At 71.0% G+C, this 18,834-nt stretch carries 16 protein-coding genes; 12 read left to right on the forward strand and 4 right to left on the reverse strand.

The genetic code is table 11. The features are described from left to right. Positions 1-165 precede the first annotated feature (165 nt). On the forward strand, positions 166-3,762 hold the full coding sequence (mfd, locus tag OU415_RS14715) for a transcription-repair coupling factor (RefSeq protein ID WP_270949300.1): 3,597 nt from the start codon (positions 166-168) through the stop codon (positions 3,760-3,762). A gap of 142 nt (positions 3,763-3,904) precedes the next feature. Then, positions 3,905-5,587: a BCCT family transporter gene (locus tag OU415_RS14720; protein ID WP_270949301.1), complete on the forward strand. Its 1,683-nt coding sequence runs from the start codon at positions 3,905-3,907 to the stop codon at positions 5,585-5,587. Positions 5,588-5,620: 33 nt separating this feature from the next. On the opposite strand, the gene OU415_RS14725 is transcribed toward OU415_RS14720, so the two are convergent. Next, the gene (locus tag OU415_RS14725) at positions 5,621-5,815 is read right to left on the reverse strand and encodes a ferredoxin (RefSeq protein WP_270949302.1); all 195 of its coding nucleotides are present in this window, start codon (positions 5,813-5,815) and stop codon (positions 5,621-5,623) included. 22 nt (positions 5,816-5,837) lie between these two features. Then, positions 5,838-7,043 carry a cytochrome P450 gene (locus OU415_RS14730; RefSeq protein WP_270949303.1) on the reverse strand — a complete coding sequence of 402 codons (1,206 nt, stop codon included), beginning with the start codon at positions 7,041-7,043 and terminating at the stop codon, positions 5,838-5,840. A gap of 93 nt (positions 7,044-7,136) precedes the next feature. On the opposite strand from OU415_RS14730, the gene OU415_RS14735 reads away from it, so the two are divergent. The 6 genes from OU415_RS14735 (at position 7,137) to OU415_RS14760 (ending at position 12,599) form a co-directional block, all read left to right on the forward strand. Then, on the forward strand, positions 7,137-7,766 hold the full coding sequence (locus tag OU415_RS14735; RefSeq protein ID WP_270949305.1) for a TetR/AcrR family transcriptional regulator: 630 nt from the start codon (positions 7,137-7,139) through the stop codon (positions 7,764-7,766). Between the two features lie 125 nt (positions 7,767-7,891). Beyond that, entirely contained in the window at positions 7,892-8,482 is a 591-nt protein-coding gene (locus tag OU415_RS14740) for an AMIN-like domain-containing (lipo)protein (RefSeq protein ID WP_270949306.1), read from the forward strand. A 153-nt stretch (positions 8,483-8,635) separates the two neighbouring features. Continuing rightward, positions 8,636-9,571 carry a SurA N-terminal domain-containing protein gene (locus OU415_RS14745; protein ID WP_270949307.1) on the forward strand — a complete coding sequence of 312 codons (936 nt, stop codon included), beginning with the start codon at positions 8,636-8,638 and terminating at the stop codon, positions 9,569-9,571. Between the two features lie 103 nt (positions 9,572-9,674). Next, positions 9,675-10,685, forward strand: a complete 1,011-nt coding sequence (locus tag OU415_RS14750) for a MazG family protein (protein ID WP_270949308.1) — start codon at positions 9,675-9,677, stop codon at positions 10,683-10,685. A 118-nt stretch (positions 10,686-10,803) separates the two neighbouring features. Next, positions 10,804-11,592 carry a lytic transglycosylase domain-containing protein gene (locus OU415_RS14755; protein WP_270949310.1) on the forward strand — a complete coding sequence of 263 codons (789 nt, stop codon included), beginning with the start codon at positions 10,804-10,806 and terminating at the stop codon, positions 11,590-11,592. A gap of 179 nt (positions 11,593-11,771) precedes the next feature. Beyond that, the gene (locus OU415_RS14760; protein ID WP_270949311.1) at positions 11,772-12,599 is read left to right on the forward strand and encodes a lytic murein transglycosylase; all 828 of its coding nucleotides are present in this window, start codon (positions 11,772-11,774) and stop codon (positions 12,597-12,599) included. 5 nt (positions 12,600-12,604) lie between these two features. Here the strand turns inward: OU415_RS14760 and OU415_RS14765 are convergent, their stop codons facing one another. After that, positions 12,605-12,982: a tetratricopeptide repeat protein gene (locus OU415_RS14765; protein ID WP_270949312.1), complete on the reverse strand. Its 378-nt coding sequence runs from the start codon at positions 12,980-12,982 to the stop codon at positions 12,605-12,607. Positions 12,983-13,265: 283 nt separating this feature from the next. Between OU415_RS14765 and eno the strand changes: the two genes are divergently transcribed. Genes eno through OU415_RS14780 form a run of 3 tightly spaced genes read left to right on the forward strand, consistent with a single transcriptional unit; the run spans position 13,266 to position 15,598 of the window. Further along, positions 13,266-14,552, forward strand: coding sequence for a phosphopyruvate hydratase (gene eno, locus OU415_RS14770; RefSeq protein ID WP_270949313.1), 1,287 nt, complete (start codon positions 13,266-13,268; stop codon positions 14,550-14,552). A gap of 3 nt (positions 14,553-14,555) precedes the next feature. Continuing rightward, complete coding sequence (locus tag OU415_RS14775; RefSeq protein WP_270949314.1) at positions 14,556-15,095, forward strand: FtsB family cell division protein; 540 nt, start codon at positions 14,556-14,558, stop codon at positions 15,093-15,095. A gap of 2 nt (positions 15,096-15,097) precedes the next feature. Beyond that, positions 15,098-15,598, forward strand: coding sequence for a DUF501 domain-containing protein (locus OU415_RS14780; protein ID WP_270949327.1), 501 nt, complete (start codon positions 15,098-15,100; stop codon positions 15,596-15,598). A gap of 314 nt (positions 15,599-15,912) precedes the next feature. On the opposite strand, the gene OU415_RS14785 is transcribed toward OU415_RS14780, so the two are convergent. Further along, the gene (locus OU415_RS14785; RefSeq protein WP_270949315.1) at positions 15,913-17,526 is read right to left on the reverse strand and encodes an acyl-CoA dehydrogenase family protein; all 1,614 of its coding nucleotides are present in this window, start codon (positions 17,524-17,526) and stop codon (positions 15,913-15,915) included. A gap of 241 nt (positions 17,527-17,767) precedes the next feature. Between OU415_RS14785 and OU415_RS14790 the strand changes: the two genes are divergently transcribed. Then, the coding region (locus OU415_RS14790; RefSeq protein ID WP_270949316.1) for a lytic transglycosylase domain-containing protein at positions 17,768-18,834 on the forward strand (1,067 nt) is incomplete at its 3' end.

Raw genomic sequence — 18,834 nt, forward strand, 5'->3', positions numbered from 1 at the left:
CACCCGGCCAGTGTGACACCGGGCACCGAACTGGGGCGTGCGTCGGGCCGTCGTGTTCGTGTCGGGGCCGAGTCGTAGTCTGGGACTCCTCGCCCCGTCCGGCGTGGCGTTCGTCCCGGGCAGGGGTGTGCCCGCATTTCGCGATCTCTGCTGCGAGGTAGCTCCATGAGCCAGGCCGGTCCCCTGTGCGGACTGCTCCAAACCGTGCTGCGCGATCCCGCTTTCCAGCAGGTCGTCGGGGCAGCGGGCCGACCACGCCTGGTGCTGGAAGGCCCGGTCGCGGCGCGCTCGCTGGCCGCCGCGTCGCTGGCCGCCGAGGACGGCGCCGCGCGCCCGGTGCTGCTGGTCACCGCCACCGGCCGCGAGGCCGAAGAAGCCGCCGCCGCGGTCTCCGACCTGCTCGGGGCGGGCGGTGTCGCGGTGTTCCCGTCGTGGGAAACCCTGCCGCACGAACGACTTTCCCCGCGCGCGGACACCGTCGGCCGGCGGCTGGCCGTGCTGCGCCGCCTCGCGCACCCCGAAGAGCACGCGGACGGTCCGATCCGCGTGCTGGTGACCACCGTGCGCAGCCTGATCCAGCCGATCGCGCCGGGCCTGGGGGAGCTGCGCCCGGTGCGGCTGTCGGTCGGCGTCGAGCACGACTTCGAGGACCTGGTCGCGCAGCTGGCCGCGCTGGCCTACGACCGGGTCGACATGGTGGAGAAGCGCGGCGAGTTCGCGGTGCGCGGCGGCATCGTCGACGTGTTCCCGCCGACCGAGGAGCACCCGTTGCGGGTGGAGTTCTGGGGCGACGAGGTCACCGAGATCCGCCCGTTCGCGGTCGCCGACCAGCGCTCGCTGCCGGAGGCGCAGGACACCGAGCTGTTCGCCCCGGCCTGCCGGGAGCTGCTGATCAACGACCAGGTCGCGGAGCGGGCCGGCAAGCTCGCCGAGCAGCACCAGGCCGACGGCCACCTCGCCGAGATGCTGGGCAAGATCGCCGGTGGCGCCCCGGTCGAGGGCATGGAGGCCCTGATCCCGGCGCTGTGCGAAGGCGAGATGCAGCTGCTGACGGATCTGCTGCCGAGCGGCGCGCACGTGCTGCTGGCCGATCCGGAGAAGATCCACGCCCGCGCCGCGGACCTGGTGCGCACCGGTCAGGAGTTCCTCGAGGCGTCCTGGATGGTCGCCGCGGACGGCGGCAAGGCGCCGATCGACCTGGGCGCGTCGGCCTACCGAAGCCTGGCCGAGGTCGCCGAGCACACCGTGTCCGCCGGCCTGCCCTGGTGGCCGCTGACCCAGCTGACCAGCGAAGAGGGTGAGGACGACGACGAGGTCATCCGCCTGGTCCTCAAGCAGGTCGACGCCTACCGCGGCGAGATCGAGCGGGCCTTCGCCGACCTGCGCGCGCACACCGCGTCGGGCGGGGCAGCGCTGCTGGTGGTGGCCGGTGCGGGCACCGCGCAGCGAGCGGTGCAGCAGCTGCGCGAGGCCGAGCTGCCCGCGCGGCTGGCCGAGGACGGGTTGGCCGACGAGCCCGAGACCGGGGTCGTGACGGTGGTGCGCGGCGGTCTCGAGGACGGCTTCGCCGCGCCCGGCATCTCGCTGGTGGTGCTCACCGAAGCGGACCTGACCGGCGGTCGCGGCGGGACGTCCACCCGGGACATGCGGCGGATGCCGTCGCGGCGGCGCAACGCGGTCGACCCGCTGGCGCTCAAGACCGGCGACTTCGTGGTGCACGAGCAGCACGGCATCGGCAAGTACGTGGAGATGGTGCAGCGCACCGTCGGCGGCGCCACCCGCGAGTACCTGGTGCTGGAGTACGCGTCGAGCAAGCGCGGTCAGCCCGGCGACCGGCTGTTCGTGCCGACCGACCAGCTCGACGAGGTCAGCCGCTACGTCGGCGGCGAGACCCCGACGCTGAACAAGCTCGGCGGCTCGGACTGGAAGAACACCAAGGCCAAGGCCCGCAAGGCGGTCAAGGAGATCGCCGCGGAGCTGGTGCAGCTCTACGCCGCCCGCCAGTCCTCGCCGGGGCACGCCTTCGGCGCGGACACCCCGTGGCAGCGGGAGCTGGAGGACGCCTTCCCCTACACCGAGACCGGCGACCAGCTGGCCGCCATCGACGAGGTCAAGGCGGACATGCAGCGCGCGGTCCCGATGGACCGGGTGATCTGCGGCGACGTCGGCTACGGCAAGACCGAGATCGCGGTGCGCGCGGCGTTCAAGGCGGTGCAGGACGGCAAGCAGGTCGCCGTGCTGGTGCCGACCACGCTGCTCGCCCAGCAGCACCTGAACACCTTCACCGACCGGATGCGCTCGTTCCCGGTGAACATCAAGGGCCTGTCCCGGTTCACCGATCCGATGGAGTCCGAGCAGACGATCAAGGGCCTGGCCGACGGCGAGGTCGACATCGTGATCGGCACGCACCGGTTGCTGCAGACCGGCATCCGCTACAAGGACCTGGGCCTGGTGATCGTCGACGAGGAGCAGCGCTTCGGCGTCGAGCACAAGGAGCACATCAAGGCCCTGCGCACGCACGTGGACGTGCTGACCATGTCGGCGACGCCGATCCCGCGGACGCTGGAGATGAGCATGGCGGGCATCCGCGAGATGTCGACCATCCTCACCCCGCCCGAGGAGCGGCACCCGATCCTGACCTACGTCGGCGCCTACGACCAGAAGCAGGTCGCCGCCGCGATCCGCCGCGAGCTGCTGCGCGACGGCCAGGTGTTCTTCGTGCACAACCGGGTGCACGACATCGAGAAGGTCGCGCGGCAGCTGCGCGAGCTGGTGCCGGAGGCGCGGATCGTCACCGCGCACGGGCAGATGAACGAGGACCGGCTGGAGAAGATCATCCAGGGCTTCTGGGAGCGCGAGCACGACGTGCTGGTGTGCACCACGATCGTCGAGACGGGCCTGGACATCTCCAACGCCAACACGCTGATCGTGGACCGCTCCGACCTGCTCGGCCTCGCCCAGCTGCACCAGCTGCGCGGTCGCGTCGGGCGTGCGCGGGAGCGGGGTTACGCCTACTTCCTGTACCCGCCGGAGAAGCCGCTGACCGACACCGCGCACGACCGCCTGGCGACCATCGCGCAGAACTCCGAGCTGGGCGCGGGCATGGCGGTGGCCATGAAGGACCTGGAGATCCGCGGCGCGGGCAACATCCTCGGCGCCGAGCAGTCCGGGCACATCGCGGGCGTGGGCTTCGACCTGTACGTGCGGCTGGTCGGCGAGGCCGTCGACGCGTTCCGCAAGCACGCCGGGGCCGAGCCCGGCGAGGTGGAGGAGGAGCTCACCGAGGTCCGGGTGGACCTGCCGGTCGACGCGCACATCCCGCACGACTACGTGCCGGGGGAGCGGCTGCGCCTGGAGGCGTACCGCAAGCTCGCCGCGGCGGTGGACGAGGAGGCGCTGGACGCGGTGCGCGCGGAGCTGGTGGACCGGTACGGGCCGCTGCCCGAGCCGGTGGAGCGGCTGCTGAAGGTGGCGCGGTTCCGGCAGCTCTGCCGGGAGCAGGGCGTCCGCGAGGTGACGTTGCAGGGCACGTCGCTGCGGCTGGCGCCGCTGGAACTGCTGGACTCCAAGCAGGTCCGCCTCAAGCGCCTGTACCCGAAGGCGGTGTACAAGCCGGCGGTGCGCACGGTCTCGGTCCCGCGCCCGACGGAAGGCGCGGCCGGTGGCCGCATGGGGGCCCCGCCGCTCCGCGACGACGCCCTCCTGGACTGGTGCGCGAAGTTCCTCGCGGACCTCACCACGGCTCCGGCCCCCGTCGCCTGACCCCCCGTCACCCGGGCGGTGGTCGATTTCGCACGAAATCGACCACCATCGTCGGGTGTTGTGCGCCTGGTCTTGAGTTGCCGCCGGGTGCTGGTGGCGTGACCGTTGATCCGGCTCGTCATCGGTCACGAGGAGGCGCGGGATGGCCAGGAAGGGCTCTGAACGGGACGAAGCGCGCGCCCGTATTCCGCGGTCGCCGGAGGCCTTCACCGCCGTGCGCCGCACCGATGCGCTGGTCTTCGGGATCACCGCGCTCATCACGCTGGTCTTCGTCGGGTGGGGCGTGGCCTCCACCGAGTCGCTGGCGGTGGTGTCCAGCTCGCTGCTGTCCTGGCTGGTCACCAACATCGGCTGGGCCTTCGTGCTGGCTTCCACCGGGTTCGTGGTGTTCGCGCTGTGGCTGGCGTTCAGCCGCTACGGCGCGATCCCGCTCGGCCAGGACGACGAGCTGCCGGAGTTCCGCACGGTGTCGTGGATCGCGATGATGTTCAGCGCGGGCATGGGCATCGGGCTGATGTTCTTCGGTGTCGCCGAGCCGTTGGCGCACTTCGTGGAACCGCCGCCGGGCACCGTGGCGCCGCTCAGCGATGCGGCGGTGGAGACCGCGATGGCCACCTCGCTGTTCCACTGGACGCTGCACCCGTGGGCGATCTACGCGGTGGTCGGTCTGGCGATCGCCTACGGCAGCTTCCGCCGCGGCCGGAAGCAGCTGATCAGCGCGGTGTTCACGCCGTTGATCGGCAAGCGCGGCGCCGAGGGGCCGGTCGGCAAGCTGATCGACATCCTTGCCCTGTTCGCGACGCTGTTCGGGTCGGCCGCTTCGCTCGGGCTGGGCACGCTGCAGATCCGCAGCGGCATGCAGGCGGCCGGCTGGATCGGCGCGGTCGGCAACACCGTGCTGGTGCTGATCATCGTGGTGCTGACGATCTGCTTCATCGCTTCGGCGGTGTCGGGCGTGGCCAAGGGCATCCAGTGGCTGTCCAACATCAACATGGTGCTGGCGGCGCTGCTGGCGATCTTCGTCTTCGTGGTCGGCCCGACGGTCTTCATCCTCGACCTGCTGCCCACGTCGGTCGGCGTCTACCTGCGCGACTTCGGGTCGATGGCCTCGCGAGCAGGCGCCACCGGCGGCGCGGCGATGAACGACTGGCTGTCCAGCTGGACGATCTTCTACTGGGCGTGGTGGATCTCCTGGACGCCGTTCGTCGGCATGTTCATCGCCCGGATCAGCCGCGGTCGCACCATCCGCCAGTTCGTCGGTGGCGTGATCCTGGTGCCGAGCGTGGTGAGCCTGGTGTGGTTCGCGATCTTCGGCGGCAGCTCGATCTCCGTGCAGCAGAGCGGCGTGGACGTCTACCGCAGCGGCGGCGAGGAGGCCCAGACGTTCCGGGTGCTGGAGACGTTGCCGCTGGCGTCGATCACCACGGTGCTGGTGATGGTCCTGGTGGCGATCTTCTTCGTCTCCGGCGCGGACGCGGCCTCGGTCGTCATGGGCACCCTGTCGCAGCACGGTTCCATCGAGCCGCAGCGCTGGATCGTCGTGTTCTGGGGTGCCGCGACGGGTGCAGTGGCCGCGATCATGCTCATCGTCGGCGGCGAGAACGCCCTCAGCGGCATCCAGAACCTGACGTTCCTGGCCTCGGCCCCGTTCGCGGTGGTGATGATCCTGCTCTGCGTGGCCCTGATGAAGGACCTCCGCGAAGACCCCCTGATGCAGAGAGGTCTCAAGGGCGCCCAGGTACTGGAACAAGCGGTCATAGCCGGAACCGAACGCCACGGCGCCGAATTCCAGCTCGAAGTGGGCCCGGTCGAAGAAGAAGACTGAAGGGCACCCCCGGTCGAAGGTGCCCTTCTGGGGTCAGTCTTCGACTGTGATGGCTCCGGAGGGGCACATCGCTGCTGCTTGGTGGACTGCTTCGGCGTGTTCTTCGGCTGGTTCGGGGTTGAGGAGGACGACGATCCCGTCCTCGTCCCGCTGGTCGAAGACCTGCTCGACGGTCAGGACGCACTGGCCCGCGCCGATGCACTTGTCCTGGTCGGCTGTCACCTTCATGTCTTTCTCCTCGAGTGGGGTTCTACCAGGTCACCGGGAGTTCCGAGACTCCTCCGGTGATGGTGGGGCGGACCGGCAGCTCGTCGGCGTCCTTCGCCAGGCGCAGGCCGGGCAGGCGCCGGGCGAGGGTGGCGAAGACTATCCGGAGCTCGGTGCGGGCGAGGCTGGCGCCGATGCAGAAGTGCGCGCCGTGCCCGAAGCCGAGGTGGGTGCGCTCGGCGCGGTCCGGGTCGAAGGTCTCCGCGTCGGCGTAGGCGGACTCGTCGCGGTTGGCGGAGTTGACCGACAGGATCACCGCGTCCCCGGTGCGGATCGTGGTGCCGCCGACCTCGACGTCGGTGTGCGCGTAGCGCAGCAGTCCGAGGTCTCCGGGCGCGCCCAGCCGCATGATCTCCTCGACGGTGGCATCGACCCGGCCGTCGGGGTCTGCGGTCAGCGCGGTCCAGTGCTCCGGGCGGGTCATCAGGAACAGCACGCCCAGGCCGATGCGGTTGACCGTGGTCTCGTGCCCGGCGAAGAGCAGCCCGACGCAGAGCCGGACCATCTCGGCGTAGTCGAACCCTTCGTCGGCGCTCTGCGCGCGCACGAGGTCGGAGATCACGTCCTCGCCCAGCTGCCCGCGCTTGGACTCGGCGAGCCCGGCCATGTAGCGGCTGAACTCCTCGCGCGCTCGGTGCGCCTCGCCGCCCTCGGACGGGCTGGCCATCCGCTCGGACAGCGCGTGGAAGAGCTCGCGGTCGCTTTCGGGCACGCCGAGCAGTTGGCAGATGACCGCGACCGGCAGCGGGAACGCCAGCCCGGTGTGCAGGTCGACGACGTCCGAGGACTCGCGCTCGGCGATCAGCTGGTCGACGTAGCCGTCGACGAGGTCCTGGACGTGCTGGGAGAGCATCCGCATCCGCTTGGCGGAGAACGCCGGGGTGAGCAGTCGGCGCATCCGCTTGTGGTCGGCCTCTTCGGATTCGTAGGTGCCGGTGGGGCCGTCCTGCACGGCGGCCGTGGTGATGCGCGAGGCCCGCTCCGGCTCGGGGTGGGAGCGCCCGAGGCGCTTGTCGCCGAGCAGTTCGCGGACCTCGTCGTAGCGCGTGACCAGCCACGCCGGGTCGCCCGCTGGCGTGGTGACCGGGGTGACCGGCGCTTCGCGGCGCAGCACCTCGTACAGCGGGGCCAGGTCGAGCACGTTCGGCCTGTCGAAGGGCAGCTGCAGGCGTTCGGCAGCAACGCTCATGGGTCTCCTCCAGCTTTATTTATTGGCGCTCACTGTCAATAATGTTTGGGTCGGTTAAGGTGTGTCAACGCCAGTCCGCCGATGGAGGTGCCGATGGTCGAGCGGACCGCCCGCCGCGGACGCCCCCCGGTCAGCGACGAGCAGCGCCGGCAGCAGCGGCTCGAGATCTCGCGCCACGCGGTCCGGCTGTTCCGGGAGCAGGGCGTGGCGGCGACGTCGGGCGAGCAGATCGCGAAGGCCGCGGGGGTTTCCGAGCGCACGCTGTGGCGCTACTTCCGCAGCAAGGAGAGCTGCGTCGAACCGCTGCTGACCAAGACGATCGAGGCGTTCCAGCGGGTCCTGCGCAGCTGGCCGCCCGAGCTGGAACTCGCCGAGCACCTGCGCGCGGCCTACACGCTCGTGCCCGAGGAGTCCTGGTCCGAGGTCGAAGCGGTCCTGGCGGTCATCCGCATGACCCACGACGAACCGGCGTTGCGCGCGGCCTACCTCGTGCTGCGCGAGCGCGCCGAGCCGACGTTCGTCGAGGTCCTCGCCGAACGCCAGGGAGTTCGCAGCGATGCGCTCGAGGTCCGGATGCAGGCGGCGGCGGTGAGCGCGGCCCTGCGGGAGGCGACCGACGAGTTGGTGGCGATCACGGCCGCCGGCGTCGACTCGGAAGTCCTGAACCGGCACCGGGAGCAGCTCGCCGACGCGCTCCACTTCATCACCCGCCCGCCCGGGTAGTCCACAGAGGACGTCCGGGTCCCGCGGCCGGAAATGTGCTGGAGATCAGTTCTGCTCCGGTTGGAACCTCGCGCGCTGTGCGGCGTCTTTACGGGAAAGCCCCGTACGCGAAAGGTGCGACCGAGATGTCCTTGCGCAGCAAGCTGATCCTGGCAGCCGGCACGATGGCGATGTCCGCGTTGGCGGTGACCGGGTGCTCGGCGGGCGCGCAGCCGGCCTCCCCGGCGCCCGCGACCGCCCCGCAGCAGGTGCAGTCCGTGCAGTCCGAGACTTCCTCGTCGGCCGAGACCTCTTCGTCGGAGAGCAGCTTCCAGGCGCCGGTCTCCACCGACAAGCCGGGCATGCGCGCGGGCGTGCACGGCAACGAAGAGCGCGTGGTGTTCGACTTCAGCGGCCTGTCGGGCGTCGACGGCGTCAAGGTGATGAACCACGAGCTCAACGAGACCTCCCCGGTCTGGGGCGGTTCCGGCGAACCGGTCGAGGGCATGACCGGCACGAAGTTCCTGCACATCTACGTCGAGGTGGCGGACCCGGAGCGCCGCACGGCCGAGCCGGCGACCTTCGGCCAGCCGCTGGCCAAGAGCGCGGTGGTGAACGACAACTCGCACGGCACCGGTGAGCTCACGATCGGCCTGTCCGAGGGCGTGGACTACGAGGTCCTGGTCGAGGGCGAGAAGGTCATCGTCAACATGTCCGCCGGCCCGCTCGGCCGCTGATCCCGAGCCCGTGAGTCTTTTGGGCTGCTATGGCGACTCGAAGGACTCACGGGTCACGACCTGCGGAACCGGGCCGATCGCCCATCGAGATCAACCGATGGGACTCCGGAAACCGCCTTCACCGGACGTTGATCTCGTGAGAAGGTGCGGGGTGTGAGCTTCCGCACGCGCCACGGGCGCCTCCTCGCTTCGATCGCCGCGGCCGGATTCCTGCTCGCCGGCTGCGGTTCCGGGCCGAGCCAGGTCGGGGCCGCCGCGATCGTCGGCGACACCCGCATCCCCGTTTCCGATGTGCAGTCCTGGTTCGACGAGCTGCTCGAGCGGCAGCCGGACATCAAGCCGCAGCTGAAACAGCAGGGCTCGCTCGACGACCTCGGCCGCCAGCTGGCCTCGCAGCTGGTGCGGCAGGAGCTGGTCGAGGAGGCCGCGCGCGACGAGCGGCTGACCGTCACCGATCAGCAGGTCGCGGAGCGCGTCGGCCAGCTGGGCGGTCCGCAGGCGGCGACCGAGGGCATGATCTACGGCCCGCGGGAAGCCGGCGAGATGGTCCGCACCCAGATGCTGACCGCGGAGCTCGGGCGCAAGTACATCGACCAGCTGTCGATCACCTTCGACCTGACCCAGGCGAGCACTCGCGGTGAGGCGGAGAAGAAGGCCCGGCAGATGGCGCTCGGACCGCAGCAGGCGGCGGACCTGGTCGCCCAGGACAAGGCGGCCGGGCTGCTGACCGCGACCGACCAGCAGCTGCGCCCGGCGGAGAGCCTGGAGCTGGCGGCCAACACGCCGCTCTTCGGCGCCGAGCCGGGCACCGTGCTGGCCTTCGAGCAGTCGCCGAACAGCGGTCAGTGGCTGGTCGTCCGGGTCAAGGACCGGCAGGTCGATCCGAAGGCCCCGGCGCAGCTGGCCAACGGCGCGGGCGACGACGTGCTGCAGCAGTTCGGGACGTTCCTGCTCGGGGTGACGGCCGACCGGACCGGGGTGCAGCTCAGCCCGCGGTACGGGGTGTGGGACCCGGTGCACCTGACGGCGGTGCCGAACGAGGGCGAGACCACCGGTTTCCGCTTCCCCGCGCAGGCCCCGCAGGCCTGATCGTTGCAGCGGCAACCATTTTCGCGCGTCTGGTCTACGGATGGTGACCAACGACTCGGGGGAAGTGGTCACCTGCCCTGCGCGGACTTGGGACAATCGCCTCATGGACGAGGTTCGGGTGGCCGGAGGTTCGGCGGTGGTCGTGGTCGACGACCGGCTCGGTGAGGTCGTGCCCGCTGCGGCTGTGCCGCTGTTGCGCAACGCCGTTGTGTACGCCGAGCCCGGCCTCGCGCCCGCTGCGCGGGAGGCGCTCGCCGCGCCGGAACCGCCCGCGGACCTGCTGGCGCAGGCCGCCCGCGAGCCCGTCGTGCTGTTCGTCGGCGACCTCGGCTGCGCCGACGCCGAAGCGCTGCGCTCCGCCGGCGCCCGCGTGATCGGCGCGCCCGCCCCGGCCGGGGTGGAGCTGCTGGACGCCGTGACCGTGATGGACCGGCTGCGCTCGCCGGGCGGATGCCCGTGGGACGCCGACCAGGACCACGACACGCTGCGCAAGTACCTCGTCGAGGAGGCCTACGAGCTGCTCGACGCCATCGCCGATGGTGATCGGGAGGCGTTGCGCGAAGAGCTCGGCGACGTGCTGCTGCAGGTGCTGTTCCACGCGCGGGTCGCCGCCGAGGACGCGGCCGATCCGTTCGACATCGACGCCGTCGCCGCCGGTCTGGTCAGCAAGCTCGTTTCGCGGCACCCGAACGTGTTCGCCGACGAGAGCTCCGTGCTGGACGCCGAATCGCAGCACGCCCGCTGGGAAGAGCTCAAGCAGCAGGAGAAGCAGCGCGAGTCTATTGTGGACGGTGTGGCGCTGGGGCAGCCCGCGGTGGCGCTCGCCGCGAAGCTGGTGCAGCGCGCCAGCCGCGCCGGGATTCCGGCGGAGGTGCTGCCTCACGGCGAAGCCGTCGGCGAGGCGCTGTTCGACATCGCGGCGCGGGCCCGGCTCGCCGGCGCCGACCCGGAGGACGAGCTGCGCTCGGTGGCCCTGGCCTTCGCCGAGCGGATCCGCGAAGCCGAGCGGCGAGCCCGGGAGTCCGGGCGGGAGCCGTCGGAGCTCGCGGCCGACGAGTGGCGCGAGTTGATGTCGGATTTGTCCGACCCAGTCGCCGTGCGCTCCGAGTCGTGACGCACACTGGCCGCAGGCGCTTCGGCTGACGAACGCGAAATTCGATCAATATCCCCAGGTGGGCGGTGCGCTGGGTTCGACGCCCCGAAGTGTCCTGGCGTGCGAGGGAGGATCTTTGGTGCCGCGTCGGCTCTGGCTGTTGTTATGCCCTGCGCTCACCCTGGTCGCGTCGTGCGCGACCCCCACGCCCCCGCGGGTGGCCGAGTCGCCGTTCTCGCCGCCCACGGCGACCGCCCCGCCGGACCGCGGCATCGAGCCCCCCGAAGTGCAACTGCTCCAACCGGGCGGCCCGCCGCTGCCCCCGTCGCAACGACCGCAAGGCCAGCTCGCGAACTGGTCCGAGTCGATGGCCGACGAGCTCAACATCCCGCGCGCCGCTCTGCAGGCCTACGGCTACGCGCAGCGCTCCATCGAGGACAGCATCCCCGGCTGCGGCATCAGCTGGACGCTGCTGGCCGGCATCGGCTCGGTCGAATCCAGCCACGGCCGGCACGGCGGGGCCAGGCTCGACGAGACCGGCCGTCCCAGCACGCCGATCATCGGGCTGCCGCTGGACGGCAGCGACGGCGTCAAGAAGATCCCGGACACCGACGGCGGCGAGCTCGACGGCGACCGGCAGTGGGACCGGGCCGTCGGCCCGCTGCAGTTCATCCCGACCACCTGGAACGACTGGAAGGTCGACGCGGACGGCGACGGGGTGGCCGACCCGCAGGACATCGACGACGCGGCCCTCGCGGCGGGCCGCTACCTCTGCAGCGCGGGCGGCGACCTGACCGACGCCGAAGGCTTCTGGAAGGCCCTGCTGACCTACAACCAGAGCCGCGACTACGGCCAGGAAGTCCTGAACTGGGCCGACCACTACGGCCGATCCAGCCACCAGATCCCCGCAGTCGCCAGCGGCCGGTAGCTCCGCCGGTCTGCTCCGCGACCGCTGGTTTCAGCCGCGACTGAACACAGTTTCAATTGAAACTGCACATCCCAGGCACGGCGGATCGCAGTTTCAATTGAAACTGCGGGTCTCGAGGTGTGGACCATCCGCCGGGCGGAGGCTGGAAAGTCGGGCCTACTGCCGAGTAGCCTGTCCCGGTGATCAGGAACACTTCCGGCGTGGTCGCCGCACTCGGGCGGTTGGCCACCGCGTTCGGGCTGCTGGCCGCGATGGTCGTCGGAGTCGCTCTGATCAACGTCCTCGGCGCGCCGTCGTCGGCACCGTGGGCGGGACCGCCGGTCGAGCGAGAACCCGAGCCCGCGCCGGTGGAGCCGGGTTCGACCGCGCCCCCCGTGGAAGAGCCGCTGCCGCAGTCCATCCCCGGCGTCGACCCGGGCCAGCTCGAACCGGGCGCGGACCCGGTGCGCAAGTGGGCCGACGAGGTCGCGACCGTGGTCGACATCCCGGCGCGCGCGATCGTCTCCTACGTCAACGCGGACCTGGCGATGCGCCAGCACCAGCCCGCCTGCCGGATCTCCTGGGCGACGCTCGCCGGCATCGGGCGGATCGAGTCCAACCACGGCCGCTTCGCCGGGCGGATCCTGCGGGAGGACGCCCGATCGTCCAGCCCGATCATCGGGGTGCCGCTCAACGGCGGGCCAGGCGTCCGCGAGATCCCGGACACCGACGGCGGCCTGCTCGACGGCGACGTGGTGCACGACCGGGCGGTCGGGCCGATGCAGTTCATCCCGGGGACCTGGCGGAAGTGGGCCACCGACGGCAACGGCGACGGCATCGGCGACCCGCAGAACCTGGACGACGCCGCGGTCTCGGCAGCCCGCTACCTCTGCGCCAGCGGCCGCGACATGACCACCGGAACCGGCTGGTGGGCAGGCGTGATGACCTACAACAACTCGGTCGAGTACGCACAGAAGGTCTTCGCGCTCGCCGAGACGTACGCGGAAGCCGGCAACCGCCGCCGCTGAGCTGGTCAGAGGCCCTTGGTGGCGATGTGGGCGTTGATCTCGCCGAGCGCTTCCTGGTAGGCCGGGTCCGGGTACATCATCGCGGCCAGCCTGATCTGGGCGCGGGCCTCCTGGAGGCGGCCCTGGCGCTGCAGGGTCCGGCCCAGGACCAGCCGGGCGTAGTGGTCGGACGGGTCGAAGTCCAGGACCCGGAGGAACGCGCGTTCCGCGCGGCGCAGCTGGGCGGAGAAGTAGTACGCGCGGCCCAGCAGCAGCTGCACGCTGGGCTTGTCGGGGTCGACGTCGAGCACCGGTTCGAGGACGCGCAGGGCCTCGAGCGGGCGGCGCTGGCCGAGCAGCTCCTCTGCTCGGCGGAACGCTTCGACAGTGCTTTCGGTCGTCATGGCGGCGACAACGTTACGTGCCGATCCGGTGTTCCGAGACGTCCGACCGGATGGTCTTGGGCGCCGGATCCAGGCCTCCCGGCACGAACATCGGCCGAACGGCGGGTTGCCGGATGGGGGCGAATCGGGCGGCCTGATCGCGAGGCGTGCGAGTCTCCGGCGGCCGTGCTACCGGCCCGGTTAGGCTCGTAGGCGGTCGTCGGGCGTTCGGCCGGTTCGCCGCGCGCGGGAACGCCGCGGCGGTCCGCTTCGTCCATAGTTCAAAGGCTGGTTAGGAGCACACGTGGCGATCATCGAGCAGGTCGGTGCCCGCGAGATCCTGGACTCCCGCGGTAACCCCACCGTCGAGGTCGAGGTGGCATTGGAGGACGGCACGCTCAGCCGCGCAGCGGTCCCGTCGGGCGCTTCGACCGGTGAGCACGAGGCCGTCGAGCTGCGCGACGGCGACGCCGGTCGCTACGGCGGCAAGGGCGTGGAGAACGCGGTCGCCCTGGTGCTGGACGAGATCGGGCCGGAACTGGTCGGCTTGGACGCCACCGAGCAGCGCGTCGTCGACCAGAAGCTGGTCGACCTGGACGGCACGCCGGACAAGTCCCGGCTGGGTGCCAACGCGATCCTGGGCGTCTCGCTGGCGGTGGCCAAGGCCGCCGCGGAGACCTCGGGTCTGGAGCTGTTCCGCTACGTCGGCGGACCGAACGCGCATGTGCTGCCGGTCCCGATGATGAACATCCTCAACGGTGGCGCGCACGCCGACACCGGCGTCGACATCCAGGAGTTCATGATCGCGCCGGTCGGTGCGGACACCTTCTCGGAGGCGCTGCGCTGGGGCGCGGAGACCTACCACGCGCTGAAGTCGGTGCTCAAGGCCAAGGGCCTGGCCACCGGGCTGGGCGACGAGGGCGGTTTCGCCCCCGACCTGCCGAACAACCGCGAGGCGCTGGACCTGATCGCCTCCGCGGTGGAGAAGGCCGGTTACAAGCTGGGCCGCGACATCGTGCTGGCGCTCGACGTCGCCGCCACCGAGTTCTACTCCGACGGCGCCTACAACTTCGAGGGCGCCAAGCGCACCGCGGACCAGATGGCGGCGTACTACCAGGAGCTCATCGGCGCCTACCCGCTGGTCTCCATCGAGGACCCGCTGTCCGAGGACGACTGGGACGGCTGGACCAGCCTGACCGAGCAGGTCGGCGACCAGGTCCAGCTGGTCGGCGACGACCTGTTCGTGACCAACCCGGAGCGCCTGGACGAGGGCATCTCGCGGGGCGCGGCCAACGCGCTGCTGGTCAAGGTCAACCAGATCGGCACCCTGTCGGAGACCCTGGACGCGGTCAACCTGGCCACCTCGTGCGGCTACAAGAGCATGATGAGCCACCGCTCCGGCGAGACCGAGGACACCACGATCGCCGACCTGGCGGTGGCCACCGGCTGCGGTCAGATCAAGACCGGTGCCCCCGCCCGCAGCGAGCGGGTCGCCAAGTACAACCAGCTGCTGCGCATCGAGGAAGCCCTCGGCGACGCGGCCCGGTACGCGGGCGAGCTGGCCTTCCCGCGGTTCACCCCGGAGAGCTGAGCCATGCCGGTCGGGCGCGCATCGGATCCGCGGCGGCGCAGCCAGGGGGAGACCCCGGCTCAGCGCCGGGCCGAGCGCGCCCGCCGCAACGCCAGCCGGGGCAAGAGCACCGGTAAGCGGCCGGGGCGGCAGACGTCGTCCCGGCCGCGCTCCCGGCCCGGCACCGGGGGAGCTTTCAAGCTCTCCTCGACGCGTCGGGCGGCGGGCCTGGCCATGCTGTTCTGCGTGATGGCGCTGAGCGTTTCGGTGCCGCTGCGCACGTACATGAGCCAGCGCGCCGACCTGGCTGCGCAGGAGCAGCAGCGAACTGAGCTGCAGCAGCAGGTCAGCGATCTGGAGAAGCGCAAGGAAGAGCTCTCCGACCCGGCCCAGCTGGAGGCCGAGGCGCGGGCCAGGTTCGGGTACGTCCGGCCCGGCGAGACGCCCTACATCGTGGAGGCGCCCATCGCGCCGGCTCCGCCACCGCCTCCCGCGGAATCCGCCGACAGCGGACTGCCGTGGTACGAAGAGCTCTGGAATTCTGTTGTGGGGAAGGGATCTTGACGTTGAACTCGGGTGCGCCGGTGATCAGCGACGCCGACCGGGAGTGCATCCGGCGACAGCTGGGGCGTCCGCCACGCGGGCTGCACGCCATCGCGGCGCGCGACGCGGCGGGTGAGCCGACCGTGGTGCAGACCTGGCCGCGGCTGGAGGACGGCACCCCCTTCCCGACGCTGTACTACTTGACCTCCCCGCAGCTCACCGCGCACGCCTCGACCTTCGAGGCCGAAGGCCTGATGCGCGAGATGCAGGACCGCTTGGCCACCGACGAGGAGCTGGCGGCGCACTACAGCCGGGCGCACGACTCCTACCTGGCGGAGCGCAACGCGCTGGAGTCCCTGGGCACCGAGGTCAGCGCGGGGGGCATGCCGGACCGCGTGAAGTGCCTCCACGTGCACATCGCCCACGCCCTGGCCAAGGGCCCCGGCGTGAACCCCTTCGGCGACGAGGCGATCGACCTCATCGCCGAGCGCTGGCCCGAACACCGCTACTTGCTCAACCGCTGACCCCGGACCGTCCTGTTCGGACCTTCGACACTCCGCCCCTCGTTCCGCGGCCTTCGGCGGTCCGCAAATTCAATGGAAATCAGAGGTCTGATTTCCATTGAATTTGCGGAAGTTCTCCACAGGCCGGACGACCTGTCCACATGCGTCGGTGTGTCGGGTACCGACACACCGGTGGACCGCACGTTCTGTTGGTGGGCAGCACCTAGACCCGGAGGGTGCGGGTTGTCAAGTTGAAACCACAGTTTCAATTGAAACTGCGGAACCCAGGCACGGCGGATCACAGTTTCGATTGAAACTGTGGTCTCCGGTGGGACTCAGCGGGTTGGGGCGATGCGGTCCACCAGGGTTCTCGGGTTGGGGATCGGGGTTGCGCCGAAGGTCCGGGTTGCCGGGCCCAGGCGGGTTGTCGCGAAGGACTCCGCGACGTGGGTCGGCGCGTGGCGGAGGAGCAGTGAGGTCTGGAGCGTGAGGGCCAGGAGTTCGGCCAGGGCTCGGGCTCGTTCCGGGGCCGGGGAGTCCAGCTCGGTCCGGAGGCGGTGCAGGGCCGTGTCGTAGTGGGGGTTCGCGCCGGACGCCGGGGCCAGTTCCGCCTCCAGTGCGTCCCTTGTGGACGGTTGTTTCGCCAGGGCGCGGATGAGGTCCAGGGCCGTCACGTTGCCCGAGCCCTCCCAGATCGACATCAGCGGTGCCTCGCGGTACAGGCGGGGCATGCCGGATTCCTCGACGTAACCGTTGCCGCCCAGGCATTCCAGGGCTTCCGCGACCACGGCGGGCGCGCGCTTGCAGACGTAGAACTTCGCCGCGGGCAGCGCCAGGCGCAGCAGGTCGTGCTCGCCCTGCTCCACCGCCGCGGCCAGCCGCATCGCCAGCGTCGTCGCCGCCTCGGACTCCAGCGCCAGGTCGGCCAGCACGTTCTGCATCAGCGGGAGGTCCACCAGGCGTTCGCCGAAGGCGCTGCGGTGCTGGACGTGGTGGGCCGCTTCGGACAGCGCGATGCGGATGTTGGCGGCCGAGCCCAGCACGCAGTCCAGCCTGGTCATCGACACCATCTCGATGATGCAGCGGACGCCGCGGCCCTCTTCGCCGATCAGGTGGCCGATCGCGCCGGTGTACTCGATCTCCGCCGAGGCGTTGGACTTGTTGCCCAGCTTGTCCTTCAGCCGCTGCAACCGGATCCCGTTGCGGCTGCCGTCCGGCAGCACCCGCGGCACCAGGAAGCAGCTCAACCCGCCGGGCGTCTGCGCCAAGGTCAGGAACACGTCGTTCATCGGCGCCGAGGTGAACCACTTGTGCCCGACGAGCCGGTAGGTGCCGTCGGCGAGCCGCTCGGCGGTCGTGGTGTTGGCGCGCACGTCCGAGCCGCCCTGCTTCTCGGTCATCGACATGCCCGCCAGCAGCGCCGACTTCTCCGCGGGCGGCCGCAGCCCGAACTCGTAGCCCGTCGCGGCGAGCTTCGGCACGTACTCGGCGGCCAGCTCCGGGTTGTAGCGCAGCGCGGGCACCGCCGAGTACGTCATCGAGATCGGGCAGCTGTGCCCGGGCTCGACCTGCGACCACAGGTAGAAACCGGCAGCTCGGCGCAGGTGCGCACCGGGGCATTGCGTCCACGGCGCGGCGTGCAGCCCGTGCGCGATGGCGCGCGACATCAGCCAGTGCCAGGACGGGTGGAACTCGACCTCGTCGATCCGGTTCCCGTAGCGGTCGTGGGTGCGCAGCTGCGGCGGGTGCTCGTTGGCGAGCCGACCGTGCTCCCGCGCCTCCTCCGAACCGGCCTCCCTGGCCAGCCCGGTGAGGTCGCCGACGGCGTAGCGGGTCAGCGCCGAGCCCAGCGCCGGATCGCAGGCCAGCGGGTCGAATCCGGACAGCGGCGGTGGCTGGTTCTCCACCTGGTGGGTGCCGAACGCGGCCGGCTCGTGGATGAGCGTCATGACCGGAGAGTAGGCAGTTCCGGCCCGGTGAGCGGGAGATCGGCGGATCGCACCGCCCGGACGGAGCAGTCCGGGGCGTCACCGGCCGAGCCGAGGCCCAACGGACGGGTGACGTCCGGGCTCGCCACCCGGCGATCGTCCACCCGGTGGTGTATCCAGGAGGCCATCCGAATTTCGGGGTGAACGGTCCAGGTCGGGGGATGGACTAGTGACGGCTCGCAACAAGCGCCACGGAAAGCACATGTGGAAAACGGCTCCGCTCATCAGCGGGGAGTCCAGGAACCGGGCGCGGAGGTGGGTCGCGGTCACCGCGCTGACCCCTGCGCTGCTGCTCCCGGTGACGCTGTTCGGGGCGTCGAGCTCCTTCCTGGCGGCGCCGCAGGCCCCACCGGGGAGGACCGATCTGCGGGAGCTGGGCGTCACCGGGAACCTGCCGCAGGCCAAGAAGCCCAGCAAGGACCTGCTCGGTCAGGCAGGTGATCCGAAAGAGCTGGCCAGCGGTTCCGGCCGGAGCCTGGACCTGCCCAGCGGGACGCTCGGCATCCCGGACACCGTGCTCAACGCCTACCGGCAGGCCGCCGACCTGGAGGACCAGCGCAATCCGGGTTGCGGGCTGCACTGGTCGGTGCTGGCGTCGATCGGCCGCATCGAATCGGGCCACGCCCGCTCCGGCAGCGTCGACGTGCTGGGCACGACACCCCGCGCGATCCTCGGGCCCCGGCTGTCCGGCGGACCCGGGGTCGCGGCGATCCTGGACACCGACGGCGGCGCGCTCGACGGCGATCCGGTGTGGGACCGGGCAGTCGGGCCGATGCAGTTCATCCCGTCGACCTGGCGGAAGTTCGCGGTGGACGGCAACCGCGACGGGGTCGCCAGCCCGCACAACGTGCACGACGCCGCCGCGGCAGCGGGGCAGTACCTGTGCAGCTCCGGCGGCGACCTGCGCAATCCGCGCGACCTCGCGACGGCGGTGTTCCGCTACAACCACTCCGAGAGCTACGTGCGCACGGTGCTGATCTGGGCGACGGCCTACGCGAACGGCGCGCTGCCGACGCCGTCGGAGCTCTCGCCCGCGGTCGATGACGTGCTCGCGGGCGAGCGCCTGCCGGACGGTCCCGCAGTGCTGGCCATGCCTGAGGTGCCGGCACCGGCGCCGTCTGCTGCACAACCGCCGCCGACGGAATCCGCAGCGCCCTCGACTCCGCCAGGGGAGCTGCCGCCGGTCGCCAGTGGAGCGTTGCCGCACGAGCCCGGCGAGGTGAGCGTCGCGCCGCCGTCGGTCACGGAACCGACGCCGCCGAACCTGAC

This window comes from Saccharopolyspora oryzae (assembly GCF_027853915.1).
GTDB classification, from domain to species: Bacteria; Actinomycetota; Actinomycetes; order Mycobacteriales; family Pseudonocardiaceae; genus Saccharopolyspora; species Saccharopolyspora oryzae.